The organism is Cellvibrio sp. BR (assembly GCF_000263355.1).
GTDB lineage: Bacteria > Pseudomonadota > Gammaproteobacteria > Pseudomonadales > Cellvibrionaceae > Cellvibrio.
In genome coordinates this window covers 723,333-741,031 of record NZ_JH668200.1, presented here as the reverse complement: position 1 = coordinate 741,031, position 17,699 = coordinate 723,333, and the positions used below count along the sequence as shown (strand labels likewise).

Here is a 17,699-nt window from a genome sequence, read left to right as displayed (position 1 = left end):
CTTGTTAACTCTCGCCGCGATCAGTGCAAACCGGCGATGTAGTTAGCCAAAGCAACTATCTCGGCATCACTCAACGGGGCAGCAATCGAACGCATGGTCATTTGGTCGCCATCGTTAGTGCGATCACCCGCGCGGAAAGCGCGCAATTGTTTTTCGATATATTCCGGATGTTGCCCGCTTAAGCGTGGGAAACCAGCAGCAACGTTGCCCTTGGCATCCGGTGCGTGACAACCGGTACAAGCAGGGACACCCGTACTGATATTACCTGCGCGAAAGGTGCGTGCACCCAAGGCCAGGGCATCCACTTTCAAACCGGAGTTGACCTGCACTTGCAATGGTTTGGAACCAGACAGTTGCATAGTTTGAGCCGCGTAGTGAGCGGCTATGTCTGCCAGATCCTGCTCATTCAAGTTGGCCAACAAACCTACCATTTCCGGCACTTTACGGCCGGTAGTTTCTTTTTTGGCGGCATCCTGCTCCAGGTCCCAGGCTTGAATATCCTGCAACTGTTTAACAAGGTATTTCTCGCCCAAACCAGCCAATTTCGGGAAGGTTCCAACCAGGCTATTGCCGTCGGCGCCGTGACAGGCACCACATACGGCTGCCTTGGCAGCACCCGCTGTAGCATCACCAGCCGCCATAGCGCCCTGGGCAACCGCTACCAGACCCAGTGATAAAAGTGCATTTCGTACGATATGTTTCATTGGCTAATCCGATTTGATCGATGAATCTGATTGTTATGCGTGCGTCTTTGGTGGCAAGTATATACGCAAGAAATTCGGGTTAGGTTCGCTTAATGACAAGTCAACAAGCTACAATCTCACCCCTATTCCGCATGAATCCCGCTTTTGGCGCGCACGGCGGCCCGAAAAGCGCCGGCATTATATTACCAACGCGCTAATAACACACTATTTTGAAGGGTTATTATCTTGACCGAGATCGTATTTACCAAGGCTTATTTCACCAAGAGCGCACCCAGTATCCGCGAGTGTCCTCCAGAGACTGGCTATGAAGTCGCCTTTGCGGGTCGCTCCAACGCCGGTAAATCCAGTGCGATTAATGCGCTGACCAACCAAAAGCTGGCGCGCACCAGTAAAACCCCCGGTCGCACCCAGTTAATCAACTTTTTCAACCTGAGCGATACCCAGCGCCTGGTGGACTTGCCCGGTTACGGCTACGCCAAGGTTTCGCGCGATCAAAAAGAAAAATGGCAGCGCGACTTGTCGGAATACCTGCAAAAACGCCAGTGTTTGCAAGGTTTGATCCTGCTGATGGATATTCGTCACCCACTGCAGGACTTTGACACCACCATGCTCAACTGGGCGATCAAGGGCAATATGCCGGTGCACATCCTGCTCACCAAAGCCGACAAACTCAGTCGTATGCAGGCCAATAATTCCCTATTCGCGGTGCAAAAGCAGCTCAAACAAGCGAAGCTCGATCAATTGGTCAGTATCCAGTGTTTTTCAGCGTTGAAATATGCTGGCCTCGATGAACTCAAAGCGAAATTACAATCCTGGCTCGCACCGGAATCGGCCCAATTGGATACAGCTGGCACAGCGCTAGGCCCGACATCGCAGCAATAGAACCCCCAATAAAAAAATCCGATGATTTGTGAAAATCATCGGATAAAAAACTGGCACCCTTGGGGTGGCGCCAGATGGGCTAGAGTAAAACAACCAAAGACGGGAGGAAAATACACACGTTAAATCAATAAGTTGGCTTAACTGGTTACTCTGACCTAAGGGCTGGCAATAAAGTTCAGTGAAATTTTTCAAATACGCTCGGTGCAACATTTTTTGCACAATTTAGTGATCGAGATCACCTCTCGCGGCATCAAAACCATCCAATCGTCACCTTATCCCCCTGAATACCGCGCCTGTGATGACCAAATAACAGGCAAAAAAAACCCCGATAAAATCGGGGTTGGCTTAGCTTAATTGACTTCATGCTCAGCTGGCTTAAACGCCATTAGGGGAGGAGTTAGCTCATGATCGTAAAACACACATAACTGAGACCCACCCCTTTCAAATTAAGTTCAACAAATTTGTAAATAAATTTGCACAATCTTTGGTTAATTCAGTAAACATTAATAAAAACAAAGCCTTAGCTTGTTAAAAAAATTTACACAGCGCTTAATGTGCCTCATCCCAGTTATCGCCCACACCCGCTTCCACCAGTAACGGCACCTTCAGCGACGCTGCCGCCGACATGCGTTCAATTAACCCTGCACGTACGCTATCGAGTTGTGACTCAGCGACTTCCAGTACCAATTCATCGTGTACTTGCATGATGATTTTGGCATCCAATCCCGTTTCATCCAGCCAGGCCTGCACCTTAATCATCGCGGTTTTGATGATATCGGCAGCCGTACCCTGCATGGGGGCATTAATAGCGGTGCGCTCGGCGCCCATTTGCAGGTTTTTGTTTTTGGCGTTGATCTCCGGCAGATATAGGCGACGACCAAACAAGGTCTCCACATAACCCTGCTCATGGGCAAGCGCGCGGATATTGTTCATATAGCGCTGCACACCCGGGTAGCGCTCAAAGTAGCGGTCGATATATTGCTGTGCTTCGTTGCGCCCGAGATGTAGTTGTTTGGCGAGACCAAAGGCCGACATGCCGTAGATCAAACCAAAGTTGATCGCCTTGGCACTGCGACGCATTTCCGGGCTGACCGCATCCAACGCCACGCCAAATACTTCGGCGGCGGTGGCACGGTGTACATCCAGCCCTTTTTCAAAGGCGCTGAGCAGGCCGGCGTCATCCGACAAGTGCGCCATAATGCGCAGTTCAATTTGCGAGTAGTCCGCCGCTACCAATTTATAACCTTGGGGGGCGATAAACGCCTGGCGAATACGGCGCCCCTCTTCCGTTTTAATCGGAATATTTTGCAGGTTGGGATCTTGCGAGGATAAACGCCCGGTCGCAGCTACCGCTTGATGATAGCTGGTATGTATGCGGCCAGTGCGCGGGTTAATCACCAGCGGCAATTTATCGGTGTAGGTCGATTTTAATTTTGCCAGACCGCGATACTCCATCAACACTTTGGGCAGCGGATAATCCAGTGCCAACTCTTGCAACACCTCCTCTGCAGTTGAAGGCGTACCTGTCGGTGTTTTTTTAATAACGGGCAGCTTCTGTTGTTCAAATAAAATCGCGCCTAATTGTTTGGGCGAACTTAAATTAAATTCTTGCCCGGCAATCTCATAGGCTTTGCGCTCAAGTTGTGTTAATCGCTCACCTAATTCAATACTGTGTTTGCCGAGCAACTTGGCATCCACCAAAGCGCCGTTGCGCTCAATACGCGACAACACTGGCACCAACGGCATTTCAATATTTTCAAATACATTTTTTAGCGATTCGATTTTTTCTAACTGCGGCCAAAAAAATTGATGCAAGCGCAGAGTGATATCGGCGTCTTCCGCCGCGTAGTGTCCGGCGTCCTCAATTTTTAATTGGTTAAAGCTGAGCTGTTTTACACCTTTGCCCGCCAGCTCTTCAAAGGTGACGGTTTTGTAATCCAGATAATTTTGGGCTAGGTCATCCATATTGTGGCGACTGCCTATGGAGTTCCATACATAGGATTCCAGCATGGTATCGAATTTAATACCGCGCAATTCGATGTTGTAATTGAGCAGCACACTGCGATCGTATTTTAAATTCTGACCAATTTTTATTTTATTGGCATCTTCCAAAATGGGTTTTAATTGCTCCAGCACCCACTCCAGCGGCAGTTGCTCGGGTGCGCCCATGTAGTCATGACCGCAAGGCACATAGGCGGCAATACCGGCTTCAATCGCAAAATTCACCCCGACAATTTTGGCATCCATAATTTCCAGCGCGGTGGTTTCAGTATCAAACGAAAAAGCGCTGGCGTTTTGCAGGCGCAGCAACCACTCGGCAAATAAATTTTTATCAGTAATGATGTCGTAGCGAATTTCCTGCGGAGCAGCAGCACTAACAGGTTCAATTTTTTCTTCATCATTACTGAGCGTAAGATTATTCGCGGCGCCAGGTTGCTCTGCGGCATGTTGCGCGATGGCGCTTTCACCTAAATCTTTTACCCAACTTTTAAATTCCAACTCTTCAAATAATTCGCGCAAGCGCTGATTATCAGGTGCTGAAAGATGAATAGATTTCGGGCTCAGCGGCAATTCCACATCCACTTTAATCGTGGCCAAGCGATAAGACAGATAAGCCATATCGCGATGTTCAATTAATTTTTCCGGCATGGTTTTGGCGCCGCGAAATGACAGGGTGCGCACTTTTTCCAAATCGGCATAAATTGCATCCAACCCGCCCATGCCCTGAATTAATCCCTGCGCGGTTTTTTCACCCACACCGGGCACACCGGGAATATTGTCGACCTTGTCGCCCATAAGCGCGAGGTAATCAATCATCAACTCCGGACCAAAACCGTACTTGGCATTAACGCCGGGAATATCCAATACCGTTTCAGTCATGGTATTGACCAAAGTGACATGCTCATTCACCAGCTGCGCCATGTCTTTATCGCCGGTGGAAATCACCACATCGCGTTTTTGTTCGGTGGCTTGGCGCGCGAGGGTGCCAATCACATCGTCGGCCTCTACTCCCTCTATTACCAATAGCGGCAACCCCATGGCTTGCACTATGTCGTGAATGGGTTGCACCTGGGGGCGCAAATCGTCGGGCATAGGCGGGCGATTGGCTTTGTATTCGGCAAACATGTCGTCGCGGAAGGTTTTGCCTTTAGCATCAAAGACTACGGCGATAGGGCTGCGTGGGTAGTCCTTCACCAACCGACGCATCATATTTACCACCCCTTTGACCGCACCCGTGGGCTGGCCTTTGGAATTGGTGAGTGGTGGCAGGGCGTGATAGGCGCGATAGAGGTAGGAAGAACCATCAACAAGCACCAGAGGCGGCTGATTTTGGAGAGTCTCGGTCATAGAAATATCTGCACTAAAGGGGCTGTAAATAGGCCGCAGGATACACCAAAGGCCCAGCGATCGAGCCAGAGCCATAATGCAATCCCCCCAAAGGTAACAATCAGGGAAGCGATGATTACAAAAGTGTTACCACAACAAAAATGTGTTACCAGACGACAAAGCTCGTGCGATTTATAGGATAACCGGCTAAGTTTCGGTATTTATTCACATTTTATAGATTTCAATAACAAAAAGATTTAACCAACCACTAGCCAATCAAATTTAATGTGTTACCATGAGTAACATAAGGTAACAAAAGAGCTTAACCCGCTTCTGATGTTACCCAAACGCAAGACCTAAACACTTTACCCAAGACAACTAGGTTGCTCACAAGGCAACTGGAATTGAATGATCCATCGGAGGAACCCACGATGAAAAAGACCACACTGATATTTGCCACTTTGTTACTGACCGCAACCGGCGCTTATGCCGATGATGCCAAGAATCAAGAATTGACCCTGGCCGCTGCCGATTTAGGCGTAAAGGCGACTTGGGTTGAAACTCAGGAAGACGCGGAAGCGCGTATTGCTGATGAATTGACTGCTAAAGAAGATGCTCTGAACGACAAGGCACACGCCAAACTCGAAGAGCAATTGGAAGCCAAACTGGCCAAGCAGTTCGAACTCTGATTGAAACACTGAAACACCGGTTGTAGCCGGATTGGTCAACCGCTAATCCGGCAAGTATTTTCTCGTTATTGTTTTGTTTGACCCTTTATTTTCTCCTCGTGTATTAGCCCTGCAAAGACTTGATAAGTGTTATCGAGCCGCTGCGGGGCTCTTTTTTTGTACAGAATCACAAATTTGTCATTTGCTTTTTAGGTTGGCGTCAAAACAAACATCAGTAACTGGCAGCTGACCTAGACTGATCAGGAACGCTGCTTTTGTAAGCCGTTTTTGCGTGCAGATGTATCAGCCACAGCAATAAACCATCGCGATGTTTATTCTTTCTGTCGGGTATTAACCCCTATTTGCACAGGACTGTTTATGGATACTTTAATCTTCTCGCAAACGGCGATTTTTCGCCTGCAACAATTAGCCAGCTGCATTTATCACAAAACAGGAATTCGCCATCGCATGGCGACACAAGAAGGAATGCTGGAACTGCTGCGCGATGGCAGCGCGTCACGCGATGCGGAGGTGCGCGAGTATTACGATTCATTTGTGCTGGAGTTAAACAAACGCCAGCTGGACATGCTGGAAGCGCGCAATGTAAAACTGCGCAAACCCTTTCACAGCTCAGTGATTGGCGGCGCCACTGTCAGCACTATCCGCAAGACAGCGTAAAAAACTCTGCCCTAATTGCTCCATCAACATGCGATAGCTGGATACTTGCTCATTACCCACAGGGTCCAGCATACCGATATTCAAGCCCAACGAATGCGCCATTTCCTCTAGCGAACTGCTGTTATGGTAGGGCTCCAAAAAGACACAGCGCCCCTCTTTTGCTAGTACATCGCGCAATTCCTGCAAATGTTTCGCGCCCGGGCGACGCTCCGGCGTGAACGTTACATAGGCCAATTGATGCAGGCCGTAATGGCTAACAAAGTGGCTGTAGCCCTCGTGATACACCGCAAAACCCAAGGGCTTTACCGGCGCCAACTGCTTGAGCAACTGCGCATCCAACTCCACTAACGACTGACTAAAACGCTCGGCATTGAGGGTAAATTGTGCGCCCGACTCAGGCGCAATTTGAGTCAGGCGCTCGGCCAGTGCACGGGCGATAACCGCCGCATTGCGCGGATCCAGCCAGATATGTGGATCGCCGCTGGTGTGCTGATGCTGATTGTCGCGACTGGTATGGGCATGATCGTGATTATCGAGTTCAGGCCAAAATAAATCGCCCAAGCCATAGGTTGTCAGCACTTGTTGCGCCGGCAAACTGGCGAGTGGGCGCGCCAGAAAACTCTCCAATTCCGCTCCCACCCACAGCACCAAATCCGCATCGCGCAGGCGACGGTGATCGGACATTTTGAGCGGATAATCATGGGCTGAAGCTGTTACAGGTAGCAGAGTATCGATATCCGCATGACCGCCAGCCACCTCCTGGGCGATAAGCGCCAGTGGTTTAATGCTGGCCAACACCTTGGGTTTGGCCGCCGCCGTGCTCGCCAATGAACATAGCAACAACGCCACCAAGGTGCGACGAATAAAGGCTAGGGGGAAAACAAAACCCAAGCGGGGTAAACCCATGATTGTGAATCCTGTAACACCGCGCAACGGCGGCAGTGAAATAAATGCCCGAACAAAGGTTATATAGTAACATAGCCAACTCATTCCTCGCCTGCCCCACACAGAGATGGGCGCGCGCCAACCGACAGTGACAACGCTATGGAACACACACCGCTCGCCTGCAGCCATCACGATCACGGCCATTGTATTAGCGATGCATTAGAAGCCGCGCGCCAACTGTGCCTGAGCCGCAGTGTGCGCCTGACCGATTTGCGCTTGCAGGTGCTGGAGCTGATCTGGCAAAACCACAAACCGCTCGGCGCCTATACCCTGATGGAGATGTTGGCCAAAGCCAATACCCGCCGTGTGGCGCCGCCAACGGTGTATCGCGCGCTGGATTTCCTGCTGGAGCAGGGGCTGATCCATCGTATTAATGTACTCAATGCCTTTATCGGCTGCCCGTCGCCCGGCACCAAACACCAGAGTCATTTTTTGATCTGCCGCGCCTGTGGCATTGCGGTGGAACTGGATCAACCGCAGTTGAGCGAACAGATTCTGGCGGTCGCGCAAGACGCAGGTTTTACCGTGGAAACCCAGGCGCTGGAAGTATCTGGACTCTGCGCCAACTGTGCCAACCACACACCTGAGCGAGCGACGGCATGAGTGAGTTATTGATTAAAGCCCGCGGCCTGGGTGTGCTGCGCAATGGACGGCAGATTCTGCAAAACGCCGATCTGGATCTCGCGGCAGGCAAAATCGTTACCCTGATTGGCCCTAATGGCGCAGGCAAAACCACACTGGTGCGTGCCGTACTTGGGCTGATTAAGATCGATCAGGGCAGCATCGAAAAAGCAGCGGATTTACGCATTGGCTATATGCCGCAAAAGCTCCATTTGGATGCCAGCTTGCCGCTCACTGTGGCGCGCTTTCTGGCGTTGGGTGGCAAAGCGCGGGTGGATTTGGGCGAGATACTACAACTGACCGGTATCGATAAACTGATCAACATGCCGATCCAATCCCTCTCGGGCGGCGAAACCCAACGGGTCTTGCTCGCGCGCGCGCTATTGCGCGACCCACAACTTCTGGTACTGGACGAACCGGTGCAAGGTGTGGATGTGGGCGGTCAATCGGCGCTCTATGCTCTGATTAACGAGATCCGCAACCAGCGCCAATGCGGCGTGTTATTAGTCTCCCACGACCTGCATTTGGTGATGGCAACTACCGACACCGTGATCTGCCTCAACCAGCATGTGTGCTGCCACGGCCACCCGGAACAGGTCACCAATCACCCGGCCTACCTGGCGCTCTTTGGCGATGCGCTGGGCGGGGCGGTGGTGACGCCGCAAGTCGCCATTTACACCCATCACCACGATCACCAACACGATGCCCACGGTAATGTCATTAACGCCGCACCCGGCGACCATGTACATACCAGCAGCTGCGGACACAACCACCATGCCTGATTTTTTACTGCTCGCCTTGCTCGCCGGTATCGCGGTGGCGCTCGTCGCTGGCCCACTGGGTGCATTTGCTGTGTGGCGACGCATGGCTTATTTTGGCGACACCCTCGCCCACTCGGCACTGCTGGGTGTGACCTTTGGTTTGCTGCTGGATATCAACCTCAACCTCGCCATCGCGCTCGGCTGCCTGCTTCTGGCGCTGATTTTGGTCGCGCTGCAAAACAACCGTTTTCTCGCCACCGATACGCTGCTGGGCATTCTCTCCCACTCCACTCTCGCCCTCGGTTTGGTATGTGTCAGTGTATTTAGCGAGAGCCGCATCGACCTGCTCGCCTATTTATTTGGTGATATTTTGTCGGTCAGCCAAGGAGACGTGATCAGCATCTGGGTAATTTCCCTTGCGGTACTGGCGGCGCTGATCTGGCTCTGGCGGCCCTTATTGGCGATTACTGTGCACGAGGAATTGGCGCAGGTGGAAGGTGTACCGGTGACGCGGGTGCGCACCGCACTGATGTTATTGATGGCGCTGGTAATTGCGATTGCGATGAAAGTGGTCGGTGTATTGCTGATTACCGCGCTGCTGATTATCCCCGCTGCCGCAAGCCGCCGCCTGAGCCGCACCCCGGAACAGATGGCCATTATCGCCAGCCTGTTGGGCATGCTGGCCGTAGTTGCCGGTTTGGGCGCGTCTTATTTATGGGACAGCCCCGCCGGGCCCGCGATAGTGCTGTCAGCCACCGTTATGTTCAGCCTGACCCTGCTTAAAAAGCAGCAGAATTGAATCGGCGATGATCGGTTTGTAAGCCAAAGCGCACAAACAATAGCGAAATTTGCGACTGTTTTCACATTGTCGCTTGGTAGATACTGCGATCTGTCGTGCCGCACCCAATGACTGGAGTGGCGGCTAAATCAGCAAGGACAGAACCGATGACTACCCTCAATATTGGCAATCAGGCATACAACAGTCAGGATGTTGCGCACAAAGTGCAAAGCGACATCCAGTTTTTGGAGTCACGTATCGCCCTGCTGCGCGAGCAAACTAACCCCAACCCGCAAGTGCTGCAAATCTACGCACAAATGCTGGAGAGCCGTCAGGCCGTACTCGGCTGGCTCAACCAGAGTGAAATGCAAAAAGCCCTGGATAAATTGGGCTAGCTGTCACCCAAACTTCATCAAAATGTTGCGTTTCCGTCATGTTTTCGCCGCAATATGCTGCGAAACAGCTCAGGAAACGCACTATGAATACTTCTGCCAATCACCTCGCTGCTGCTCTAGCCCTACCTGTTGTCGCTGTGGACAACACCCCCAAACCCACCGCCAGTTTGATTAATGCGCGCACCGTGTGGATCTCCGATATCCACCTGGGCTTTCGCGATTGCAAGGCCGATTACCTGCTCGATTTTCTCAACCGGATTCACTGCGACACGCTTTATCTGGTGGGTGATATTGTTGATTTATGGTCACTCAAACGCCGCTTCTGCTGGCCCGCCAAACACTATCAAGTGATGCTCAAATTCTACGAACTGGCGGCTAAGGGTATGCGTGTAGTCTATGTGCCAGGCAATCACGACGACCCCATGCGCCACTTCAGCGGCGAACTCTTTGGCCCAATCGAAATCGCCCACGAACATGAATATGTCACTGCCGATGGCAAGCGTTTACTGATCATGCACGGTGATGCGATGGACGCCTACATCAATCACAGCTGGTTAAAACGCGTGATTGGCGATCACGGTTACGAGTTATTGCTGTTTATCAACCGCTGGTCAGACCGGTTGCGCAAGCTGGTGGGACGACCTTATTTTTCGCTCGCGGGTCTGATTAAAAGCAATATCAAAGGCGCCAAAGCGGCGATAGCAACTTACGAGAAAGAAGCCTTAGCGGAGGCAAAACGGCGCGGCTACGACGGTGTGGTGTGCGGACACATTCACTACCCGGCGCTGCGTGAAGAAGGGGGTTTGCGCTACGCCAATTGCGGCGATTGGATCGAAAGCTGCACGGCACTGGTGGAGGATCACCAAGGTGTGATGCGCCTGTTGCATCACAGCGACACCATTCAATGGCAGGAGCTGGAGCAGCTGCGCCAGGCTTAAGGCACAAGCTATACAACAAAAGGCGCCGCCACTGGCGCCTTACTCATCGAATTGTCATATTTACTGATTAAGCTGGCGCGCTAGTTAACTGCGAGACTTGCCACCATGCTTGATCCTCATCGACCTGGCCTTGAGCCAGCACCACTGGATGAGCGCCTGACTTCTGCGACTGGCCCGCTCAAGCGTTATATCCAGCGAGTTGCACCGAATAGCAGCGATGCAGCTGATATCTACCAAGAATCTATCCTGCGGGTGATAGAGCAAGCCCGCACCCAACCACTGCGCAACCCGCTGGCCTATGCGGTGCGTGTAGCGCGCAATTTGCTGCTGGGTGGCAAACGCCAAACCTTGTCACTGGACACCCTGGATGACCTCAGCAGCCCACTCCCCTGCCCTGAAGAGCGCACCAGCCAACACCAGCGCGCCGAACTGCTCAAGGGCTTTTTAGCGACCATGCCCGCCCAGCGGCGCGAAGTGTTAATTCGCCGCCGCCTGCGGGGTGAATCACGCGAGCAGATAGCAGCCGCGATGGGCTTGAGCCAGGAAGCCGTTAAAAAACACATGACCCGCGCGCTCGCCGATTTGCAGCGTTTTTTAGACAACCATCGCCACTTTTAAGCCTTTTGATTGCAATGAATACGATTCCTGTGAATAGCGACAATGATGATTACCAGACGGCGGCCGAATGGCTGGAACAGCTGAGTGAACAACCGCTGGATGAACTTTCCAAACGCCGCCTATTGCTCTGGCTGGATGGCGACAACGAACGCCGCGCGCTGTTTGAACGCATGCTGGACACCTGGGGTGACCCGGCGCTCAGCGCCGCCGTGCAAACTGCAACAGGGGTCAAGCGCCAGACGCGCGACAAACCCGTCACCGATTTCCGCCGCGGCGCCAGCTGGGCACTGTGCTTGAGCCTGTGTATCGCCCTGCTGGTGAGCACCCGGTTTTTAGGCGATGCTCCGGCGACCGGCAAAACCCTACCCTTTGCCACCGCCACGGGCATTCGGCACGACCTGCAACTGGAAGATGGATCAGTGTTGGAAATCAGCCCCGCCAGTCGCCTGGCGATCACTATTGATGGACAACAGCGCAATATCGAGCTGCAAGCGGGGGCCGCCTATTTCCGCGTCGCCAGGGACAAAAATCGCCCCTTTGCAGTCAGTATCGGCACGGCCAGTGTGGTGGCGGTGGGCACTGAATTTAATATCGACAGATTGGCGCAAGCAACCGAGGTCACTGTGTACGAAGGTGCCATAGACCTGCGCGCTCATCCCGCAGACACACCGACCCGCCTGGTCGCGGGGGATAGGGCGCAGGTCAGCGACTATGGCATAGCGCTACAAAAAGTGGAGCTGGCCGGACTAGTGGACTGGCGCTCCGGCTGGCTGGAATTGGATGAGGGCAACCTGGGGCTTTTGGTAGAGCAGCTCAATCGCTACAGCAGTAACCAGATCCAACTAGCCGACCCGGGCTTGGCCGCGCTGCCGCTGGCTGGTCGCTTCCAACTGAAAAATGTGACCGCCAGCCTCGAACTCCTCACCGAATTGCACCCATTGGAGCAGCGGCGCATCAACCGACAGGGCGTCGCCATAATCCAGCTGGCGGCGCGCAACTAGGCCGCCAGACCGGTGCCGCCAATGACATCGGGCCTCAGCAACCTCCTGACAGGGTTGATTATTAGCGGCCTGCTACTGACGCTCGCCACCAGCGGGCCAAGGGCAGAAACCCAAACAAGGTCGCCCGCTTACGCTTGGCAATTACCCGCGCAGCCATTGGGTGACACCCTTACCCACGCGGCGCGCCAACTGCAGGTGAGTATTGTGTTCGACCCACGCGCACTGGCAGGTGCCACAGCACCGGCGCTACAAGGATATTTCAGCCCGGAACAAGCACTGCAGAAATTGCTGGCGAACACCGATTTTATCGCCCTGCAGCGTCCCTCCGGCTGGTTGATTCAAACGCGTCCACCGCTCATCCCCCCTGTGCCACCGGCAGTACCAACCAGCACAACACAAACTGTGGAGCAGCTGTTGGTGCTGGGTAGTTACAGCAACAACCAGCAGACCGCCATCGATCAGAAACGCAGCAATATTCGCTTCATGGAGAGCATTTTCGCCGAAGATATCGCCAAATTCCCCGCCCACAATATTGCCGAGGCGATTCAGCGCAGCCCCGGTATTTCGGTGGTGCGCGACCGCGGCGAGGCACTGTTTTTAAGCATTCGCGGCCTACCCACCCAGTTCAATCGCGTCAGCCTGAATGGCCACCCGCTCACGGTGAACGAAAATGTACGCAACTCCGAGCAGTACGGGCGCCGCTTCCACTACGACACCTTCCCCGCCGAGTTGGTGGCCGGGGTTGAGGTGCGCAAAAGCACAGCGGCGAGCGATGAAGAAGGGGCAATTGGCGGCAGTGTGGATATCCGCTCCTTTGCGCCGCTGACGATTGGAGAGCCGCGCCTAAGCCTGAGTGCAAGCGCCAACAGCGCCGAGCTAGTGGGTGATTGGCGCCCCAAGTTGGCGGCGCTGGGCAACTGGGTCAACGGCGACCGAACGTTGGGTTTTACTCTCGCAGGCGCTTACAACCAACACCATTTGCGACAGGATCGCGCACTCAATTTCCGCTGGGAGCACCTATCTGTAAACCAATTGCCAACAGGGGGCGACCGCGACATGTTAGTCACCCCCGCCGGGGTGCGCCCCACCCTGGAACTGGAACAGCGTGAACGCTTGGGGTTGAGCAGCAGCGTGCAGTGGCACCCCAGCGAATCCTGGCAGTTGGATGTGCATTGGCTGCAGCTGCACCAGCAGATCGATTATCAGGAATACAGCTACAGCGCCGACTATGACAGCGAGGGTTTGCTGGGCGATGCCATCCAAACCCGCGGCAATGCCTTGGTCGCGGGCAGCACCCACACCGGCTCAGTGCAAATCGGCCACGAATCTGCCGGTTTGGAAGATAACAATCGCATGCTGGATATCACCCTCGGCTGGCAGGGCGACGACTGGCAACTTAGCACCAGTTGGGTGAACAGCCGCGCCAACAGCGGCAACCCAGAGGCGGTAAAACGCACCCGCCTGCGCCGCACCCGGGATGTGAGTTTCAGTTTTGATTACACCGCCAACAAGGCGCTGCCGCAAATTGACTATCAGAATATCGACCTGCTCGACCCTAGCAATTTCCCCGGACGTCGCCTGGAATGGCGCAGCACCCGCAGCACAGACAGTGACAATGCGCTCAAGCTGGATAGCACCCGCACACTCGATCACCCGCTCTGGCACAGCCTGGACATAGGCCTGCACTGGCGCCGCCACAGCCGCGACTACTGGCGCAAGGATCGCCTCGTGAGCGAAGGCATAACCGGCGTTTATTTCCCCAGCGACTATTTTGTCGCCCTGCCGGTCGCTGACTTTTTGGGCAATACCCGCCTCCTGCCCCACAACTGGTTGGTGCCGAGGGCGGAAAAATTTTGGCAAGGTGTTGATGAACAAGCGTTTTATCAATCCTCCTTAAGCAACGAGGACTTACAAAATAGCTACCGCATTAGGGAGGACAGCCGCGCGCTTTATCTCCAGCTGAATTTGGATGCCAGCCAAGGCCGCTGGCCGCTGCGCGGCGGTATAGGATTGCGCTGGGTGGCAACCGACCAAGAGGCACAGAGCGGCGTACAAACCGCGACCAACGAGCAGAGCTATAAGCAGACCTACCAGCAACTGTTGCCTGCCGCGAATCTGGTACTGGAGCTGGACGAACAACTGCTATGGCGCTCCGCACTGGCAAAGGTGATGGCGCGCCCCGAGTTTCAGGACCTGGCGCCAAGGCTCACCCTCAACTCCGGCGACATAGCCACCGCCACCGGCGGCAACCCCGAATTAAAACCCGTCACCGGCTGGCAATGGGACAGCGCACTGGAATACTACCCTGCCGAAAAAATGCTGTTATCGGCAGGGATATTTGCCAAAAACCTGGATAACTTCTTCCAAACCAGCACCCGTACTCAAGTGATTAACGGTACTGCCTACGAACTCACCCGCCCCGACAATGGCGCTCGCGCCGACATCGCCGGCATCGAACTCGCGTGGCAACAAACCCTGCCCGAACCACTGCAACACTGGGGTGTAAACGCCAATTACACCCACACCTGGACGCGCGCCAGCTATCGCACCGCAACAGGAACTGGCGATAATTTAACCGCTGGCATTACCCGCGACCGGCTCGCCGATGTCGCCCGCAACAGCGTCAACCTGGGAATCTATCGCGAAACCGACCAGTGGCACTGGCGCGCCCACTACAACTGGCGCGATCAAGTTCTCAATCAGGTCGCCAGCACCAACCTCTCGGCACAAAACATAGAAGCTTTCGGCACCCTGGACATGCACCTGAGCTGGCATCTGAATTCCAATCTCAGCCTCAGCATGGACGCCACCAACCTCACCAACGCCGCCCAGTGGGAAAGTGTGTTGGATGGCGAATTCGCTGGTTACACCCACTACGGGCGCAGTTTTTGGGTGGGTGTGCAGTGGCGACTGGAGGAGTAGTATCGTCTAAGCTAACAACTCATTCATTAGCAGATATTTCCTGCCTTCATAAATCATAGGTTGTCACTTGACAACCAATCAACTCAGGATTAGCCTATAACCATCAACAAGGAGTGATGATGCCCAGACGTAAACACCCTCACAAAACCATTGAGGCCGCACTTGATTATGCCGAACAACACGGCTGGCAAGTTGAGCCGGGAGGCAGCCATGCCTGGGGCAAAATCTATTGCCCATTCAATGATCAGCAGTGCCGCTGTGGAGAATTCTGTATCGCAAGTATCTGGAGCACACCCAAAAATCCGGAAAATCACGCCAAACAGATTCGCCGAGTCGTCGATAACTGCACGACTAAAACGGAGAAATGACATGCAAACATTCACGTTCACGTTGAAATTTACCCTACCATCAGGGCTGAATGCGGATCAGTGTATCAGCCGATTAGAGGCAGTCGATTGTGATGATGCATTGGTTGGTATAGGCCAGTCAGGTCGACTTGCATTGCAATTTGACCGCACCGCCGCGAATGCACTAGAGGCACTGGTCAGCGCCTTGAGTGCAATAAAAATAGCTATTCCCGACGCGCGTTTGGTAGAAGTAGCACCGGATTTGGTAGGGCTAAGTGATATTGCCGGACTATTGGGTTTTAGCCGCCAGAACATGCGCAAACTCATGATCAAACACAGCAGTGAGTTTCCCGCACCAGTCCATGACGGCAGTGCCACAATCTGGCACTTGGCGACTGTGCTGGAATGGTTCGTTCAACATCAACAAAAGCCGGTAGCACCAGATTTATTAGCCATTGCCAAGGCGGCAATGCAACTGAATATTGTCAAGGAAAGCGCACATTTAGAAGCTGGCCTTTCCCAACGGCTCATCGCATTAACCGCTTGACGATCAGGTCAGCCCAACTTATCAATCCCCTTGGCGCGGCTGCGCAGGTTGCCCCAGGGGCCGGTAATGGCGAGGGTGAAGCCGGGGCGCTGGATATTAACGAACAGTGTGGTGCCGTCGGGGGAGAAACAGGCGCCGCAGAATTCACCTTTGTCGGGGTGGGCGTTCATCGCGAGGGTGTAGATGCGCCCGTCCGGAGTGAGGCCGCGCAGGTAGTTCACCGTATCCGGGTTTTCCGAGTAGCTGTCTTCGCAGATGATCAGGTCGCCCCACGGCGCCACCGCGATGTTATCGCAGGATTCCAAAATGGCGCGGTTGTGGGTTTCGTAAACTAATTCCATCACCCCCGGCTGCTCTGTTTCTCGCGCCGTGCCTTCAAAGGCGCTGGGTTGATAGCGCCACACCTGGCCGATTTTGAGCGGGCCGCCACCAGTCGCCGCAAAGAGTACTTCGCGGGTTTTGTCGTCGCGCAGGGCAAAGGCGATACCTTCGCCGCGTGCAAAAATCGCCGCACCTTTGGCTTCCCCGCGAGTATTCAAATCACCCTCGGGTGCGGTGACATTCTCCAGGTCGATCCACTCACATTCAAAGCGCTGGCGCATAGCGACGGGTTGCGCATTCTTGTCCTGCGCGTCTTCCTTCCAATTGCGGGTATTGGCGCTTGGCCAGCCGCGGATGGCGAGGGCTTGCAGCTGTCCGCCCTCCGCCAGTTTGCCCGGGGTTTTGGGGATAAAGCGGTAAAACAGGCTGCGATCCGTATCTTCCGAGAGGTACACAATGCCGTTGGTGCTATCGACCGCCGCCGCTTCGTGTACAAAACGCCCCATATCCTTGAGCGGCACCGGGTCGACCAAGCCCTTGCCGAGTGACGGCACTTCAAAGATATAGCCGTGTTCGCGGCCGTAGCCCTGGGCTTTGCCGACCAGCGTCTCCTCACAGCTGAGCCAACTGCCCCAAGGCGTGGCGCCACCGGCACAGTTGCGTGCGGTGCCCACCAAACTCAGGTGACTGCGCTCCACCCGCTGGCTGCGATGGCTGTAAACCAGGGTGCTGGTGCCGCCATTGACGGGCAGACCGCCGAAGCTGTCGTAACCTTTGCGGCCGACATGTTTGCGCGCCAAATCCTTATCGCCGCCGAAGGCATCAATTTCCTCGCCCACGGAATCCAGTTCGTGGTTGCGCACCAGAATGCATTTGCTCAGATCACCCGGCAGCGGGAAGGCGGCCATACCGTCCATCGCGCTGGGGGTAATCAACCCATCGCTCATGCGGTCGCCGGTGCGGGCGATAATTTTGTAACTGAAATCGCGCGGCAAATTGAGAATGCCCGCCGGGTCGGCCAGCAGCTGGCCGACTTTATCGATCCCGTAAACCGGGTCTTGGGCGTAGACCTGTGCCTGCAGTTGCAAACTGCGCAGGCCGCCCAGTGCGATGGCGGTAGCGCTGGCATTTTTAAGAAAGTGACGACGGGTTAAACGCATAAAAAAACATCCACAAAAGTAAATAACAGACATTGGAAAACCAGCGCTGTTTTTGACGCAAAAATATGACTATTAGATGACAACCA

Annotated in this window: 17 protein-coding genes; 13 read left to right on the top strand and 4 right to left on the bottom strand. The window is 54.1% G+C overall.

Translation table 11 applies throughout. From position 1 onward, the window contains the following. Positions 1 to 20: 20 nt before the first annotated feature. Positions 21 to 704, bottom strand: a complete 684-nt coding sequence (locus tag O59_RS03080; RefSeq protein WP_007639404.1) for a c-type cytochrome — start codon at positions 702 to 704, stop codon at positions 21 to 23. Between the two features lie 225 nt (positions 705 to 929). Here O59_RS03080 and yihA point away from each other — a divergent pair, with 225 nt between their 5' ends. Beyond that, positions 930 to 1,586: a ribosome biogenesis GTP-binding protein YihA/YsxC gene (yihA, locus tag O59_RS03075; RefSeq protein WP_007639402.1), complete on the top strand. Its 657-nt coding sequence runs from the start codon at positions 930 to 932 to the stop codon at positions 1,584 to 1,586. A 549-nt stretch (positions 1,587 to 2,135) separates the two neighbouring features. Here the strand turns inward: yihA and polA are convergent. Further along, positions 2,136 to 4,934, bottom strand: coding sequence for a DNA polymerase I (gene polA / locus O59_RS03070; RefSeq protein ID WP_040391423.1), 2,799 nt, complete (start codon positions 4,932 to 4,934; stop codon positions 2,136 to 2,138). A gap of 410 nt (positions 4,935 to 5,344) precedes the next feature. On the opposite strand from polA, the gene O59_RS03065 reads away from it, so the two are divergent. Beyond that, positions 5,345 to 5,602 (top strand): hypothetical protein, encoded by a 258-nt coding sequence (locus O59_RS03065; protein ID WP_007639391.1) that lies wholly within the window; start codon positions 5,345 to 5,347, stop codon positions 5,600 to 5,602. 357 nt (positions 5,603 to 5,959) lie between these two features. After that, a complete protein-coding gene (locus O59_RS03060) occupies positions 5,960 to 6,259 on the top strand; it encodes a hypothetical protein (protein ID WP_007639390.1) in 300 nt (99 codons plus the stop codon). On the opposite strand, the gene O59_RS03055 is transcribed toward O59_RS03060, so the two are convergent. Further along, positions 6,212 to 7,165, bottom strand: coding sequence for a zinc ABC transporter substrate-binding protein (locus tag O59_RS03055; protein ID WP_007639388.1), 954 nt, complete (start codon positions 7,163 to 7,165; stop codon positions 6,212 to 6,214). The genes O59_RS03060 and O59_RS03055 overlap by 48 nt on opposite strands. Positions 7,166 to 7,303: 138 nt before the next feature. Here O59_RS03055 and O59_RS03050 point away from each other — a divergent pair, with 138 nt between their 5' ends. From O59_RS03050 to O59_RS03005, 10 genes are all read left to right on the top strand, one after another. Then, on the top strand, positions 7,304 to 7,807 hold the full coding sequence (locus O59_RS03050) for a Fur family transcriptional regulator (RefSeq protein WP_007639383.1): 504 nt from the start codon (positions 7,304 to 7,306) through the stop codon (positions 7,805 to 7,807). Further along, the gene (gene znuC, locus O59_RS03045; protein ID WP_007639380.1) at positions 7,804 to 8,607 is read left to right on the top strand and encodes a zinc ABC transporter ATP-binding protein ZnuC; all 804 of its coding nucleotides are present in this window, start codon (positions 7,804 to 7,806) and stop codon (positions 8,605 to 8,607) included. Before O59_RS03050 ends, znuC begins: the two co-directional genes overlap by 4 nt. After that, complete coding sequence (znuB, locus tag O59_RS03040; RefSeq protein WP_007639377.1) at positions 8,600 to 9,385, top strand: zinc ABC transporter permease subunit ZnuB; 786 nt, start codon at positions 8,600 to 8,602, stop codon at positions 9,383 to 9,385. Before znuC ends, znuB begins: the two co-directional genes overlap by 8 nt. Positions 9,386 to 9,531: 146 nt before the next feature. Continuing rightward, on the top strand, positions 9,532 to 9,759 hold the full coding sequence (locus O59_RS03035) for a hypothetical protein (RefSeq protein WP_007639376.1): 228 nt from the start codon (positions 9,532 to 9,534) through the stop codon (positions 9,757 to 9,759). Between the two features lie 83 nt (positions 9,760 to 9,842). Beyond that, positions 9,843 to 10,697 (top strand): UDP-2,3-diacylglucosamine diphosphatase, encoded by an 855-nt coding sequence (locus O59_RS03030; protein WP_151054967.1) that lies wholly within the window; start codon positions 9,843 to 9,845, stop codon positions 10,695 to 10,697. Positions 10,698 to 10,802: 105 nt separating this feature from the next. Further along, entirely contained in the window at positions 10,803 to 11,315 is a 513-nt protein-coding gene (locus O59_RS03025) for an RNA polymerase sigma factor (RefSeq protein ID WP_007639374.1), read from the top strand. A gap of 14 nt (positions 11,316 to 11,329) precedes the next feature. Next, a complete protein-coding gene (locus tag O59_RS03020) occupies positions 11,330 to 12,316 on the top strand; it encodes a FecR family protein (protein ID WP_081489622.1) in 987 nt (328 codons plus the stop codon). Positions 12,317 to 12,337: 21 nt separating this feature from the next. Further along, on the top strand, positions 12,338 to 15,238 hold the full coding sequence (locus tag O59_RS03015) for a TonB-dependent receptor (protein WP_050976934.1): 2,901 nt from the start codon (positions 12,338 to 12,340) through the stop codon (positions 15,236 to 15,238). Between the two features lie 119 nt (positions 15,239 to 15,357). Next, a complete protein-coding gene (locus O59_RS03010) occupies positions 15,358 to 15,606 on the top strand; it encodes a hypothetical protein (protein ID WP_040391088.1) in 249 nt (82 codons plus the stop codon). A gap of 1 nt (position 15,607) precedes the next feature. Continuing rightward, on the top strand, positions 15,608 to 16,132 hold the full coding sequence (locus O59_RS03005; RefSeq protein WP_040391087.1) for an AlpA family transcriptional regulator: 525 nt from the start codon (positions 15,608 to 15,610) through the stop codon (positions 16,130 to 16,132). An 8-nt stretch (positions 16,133 to 16,140) separates the two neighbouring features. On the opposite strand, the gene O59_RS03000 is transcribed toward O59_RS03005, so the two are convergent. Next, positions 16,141 to 17,613, bottom strand: a complete 1,473-nt coding sequence (locus O59_RS03000) for an alkaline phosphatase PhoX (protein WP_007639367.1) — start codon at positions 17,611 to 17,613, stop codon at positions 16,141 to 16,143. Between the last annotated feature and the right edge of the window lie 86 nt (positions 17,614 to 17,699).

Coding starts and splice junctions, on each gene's coding strand:
- O59_RS03080 (WP_007639404.1), bottom strand. CDS start 704: ATGAAACATATCGTACGAAATGCACTTTTATCACTGGGTCTGGTAGCG.
- polA (WP_040391423.1), bottom strand. CDS start 4,934: ATGACCGAGACTCTCCAAAATCAGCCGCCTCTGGTGCTTGTTGATGGT.
- O59_RS03065 (WP_007639391.1), top strand. CDS start 5,345: ATGAAAAAGACCACACTGATATTTGCCACTTTGTTACTGACCGCAACC.
- O59_RS03060 (WP_007639390.1), top strand. CDS start 5,960: ATGGATACTTTAATCTTCTCGCAAACGGCGATTTTTCGCCTGCAACAA.
- O59_RS03055 (WP_007639388.1), bottom strand. CDS start 7,165: ATGGGTTTACCCCGCTTGGGTTTTGTTTTCCCCCTAGCCTTTATTCGT.
- O59_RS03050 (WP_007639383.1), top strand. CDS start 7,304: ATGGAACACACACCGCTCGCCTGCAGCCATCACGATCACGGCCATTGT.
- znuC (WP_007639380.1), top strand. CDS start 7,804: ATGAGTGAGTTATTGATTAAAGCCCGCGGCCTGGGTGTGCTGCGCAAT.
- znuB (WP_007639377.1), top strand. CDS start 8,600: ATGCCTGATTTTTTACTGCTCGCCTTGCTCGCCGGTATCGCGGTGGCG.
- O59_RS03035 (WP_007639376.1), top strand. CDS start 9,532: ATGACTACCCTCAATATTGGCAATCAGGCATACAACAGTCAGGATGTT.
- O59_RS03030 (WP_151054967.1), top strand. CDS start 9,843: ATGAATACTTCTGCCAATCACCTCGCTGCTGCTCTAGCCCTACCTGTT.
- O59_RS03025 (WP_007639374.1), top strand. CDS start 10,803: ATGCTTGATCCTCATCGACCTGGCCTTGAGCCAGCACCACTGGATGAG.
- O59_RS03020 (WP_081489622.1), top strand. CDS start 11,330: ATGAATACGATTCCTGTGAATAGCGACAATGATGATTACCAGACGGCG.
- O59_RS03015 (WP_050976934.1), top strand. CDS start 12,338: ATGACATCGGGCCTCAGCAACCTCCTGACAGGGTTGATTATTAGCGGC.
- O59_RS03010 (WP_040391088.1), top strand. CDS start 15,358: ATGCCCAGACGTAAACACCCTCACAAAACCATTGAGGCCGCACTTGAT.
- O59_RS03005 (WP_040391087.1), top strand. CDS start 15,608: ATGCAAACATTCACGTTCACGTTGAAATTTACCCTACCATCAGGGCTG.
- O59_RS03000 (WP_007639367.1), bottom strand. CDS start 17,613: ATGCGTTTAACCCGTCGTCACTTTCTTAAAAATGCCAGCGCTACCGCC.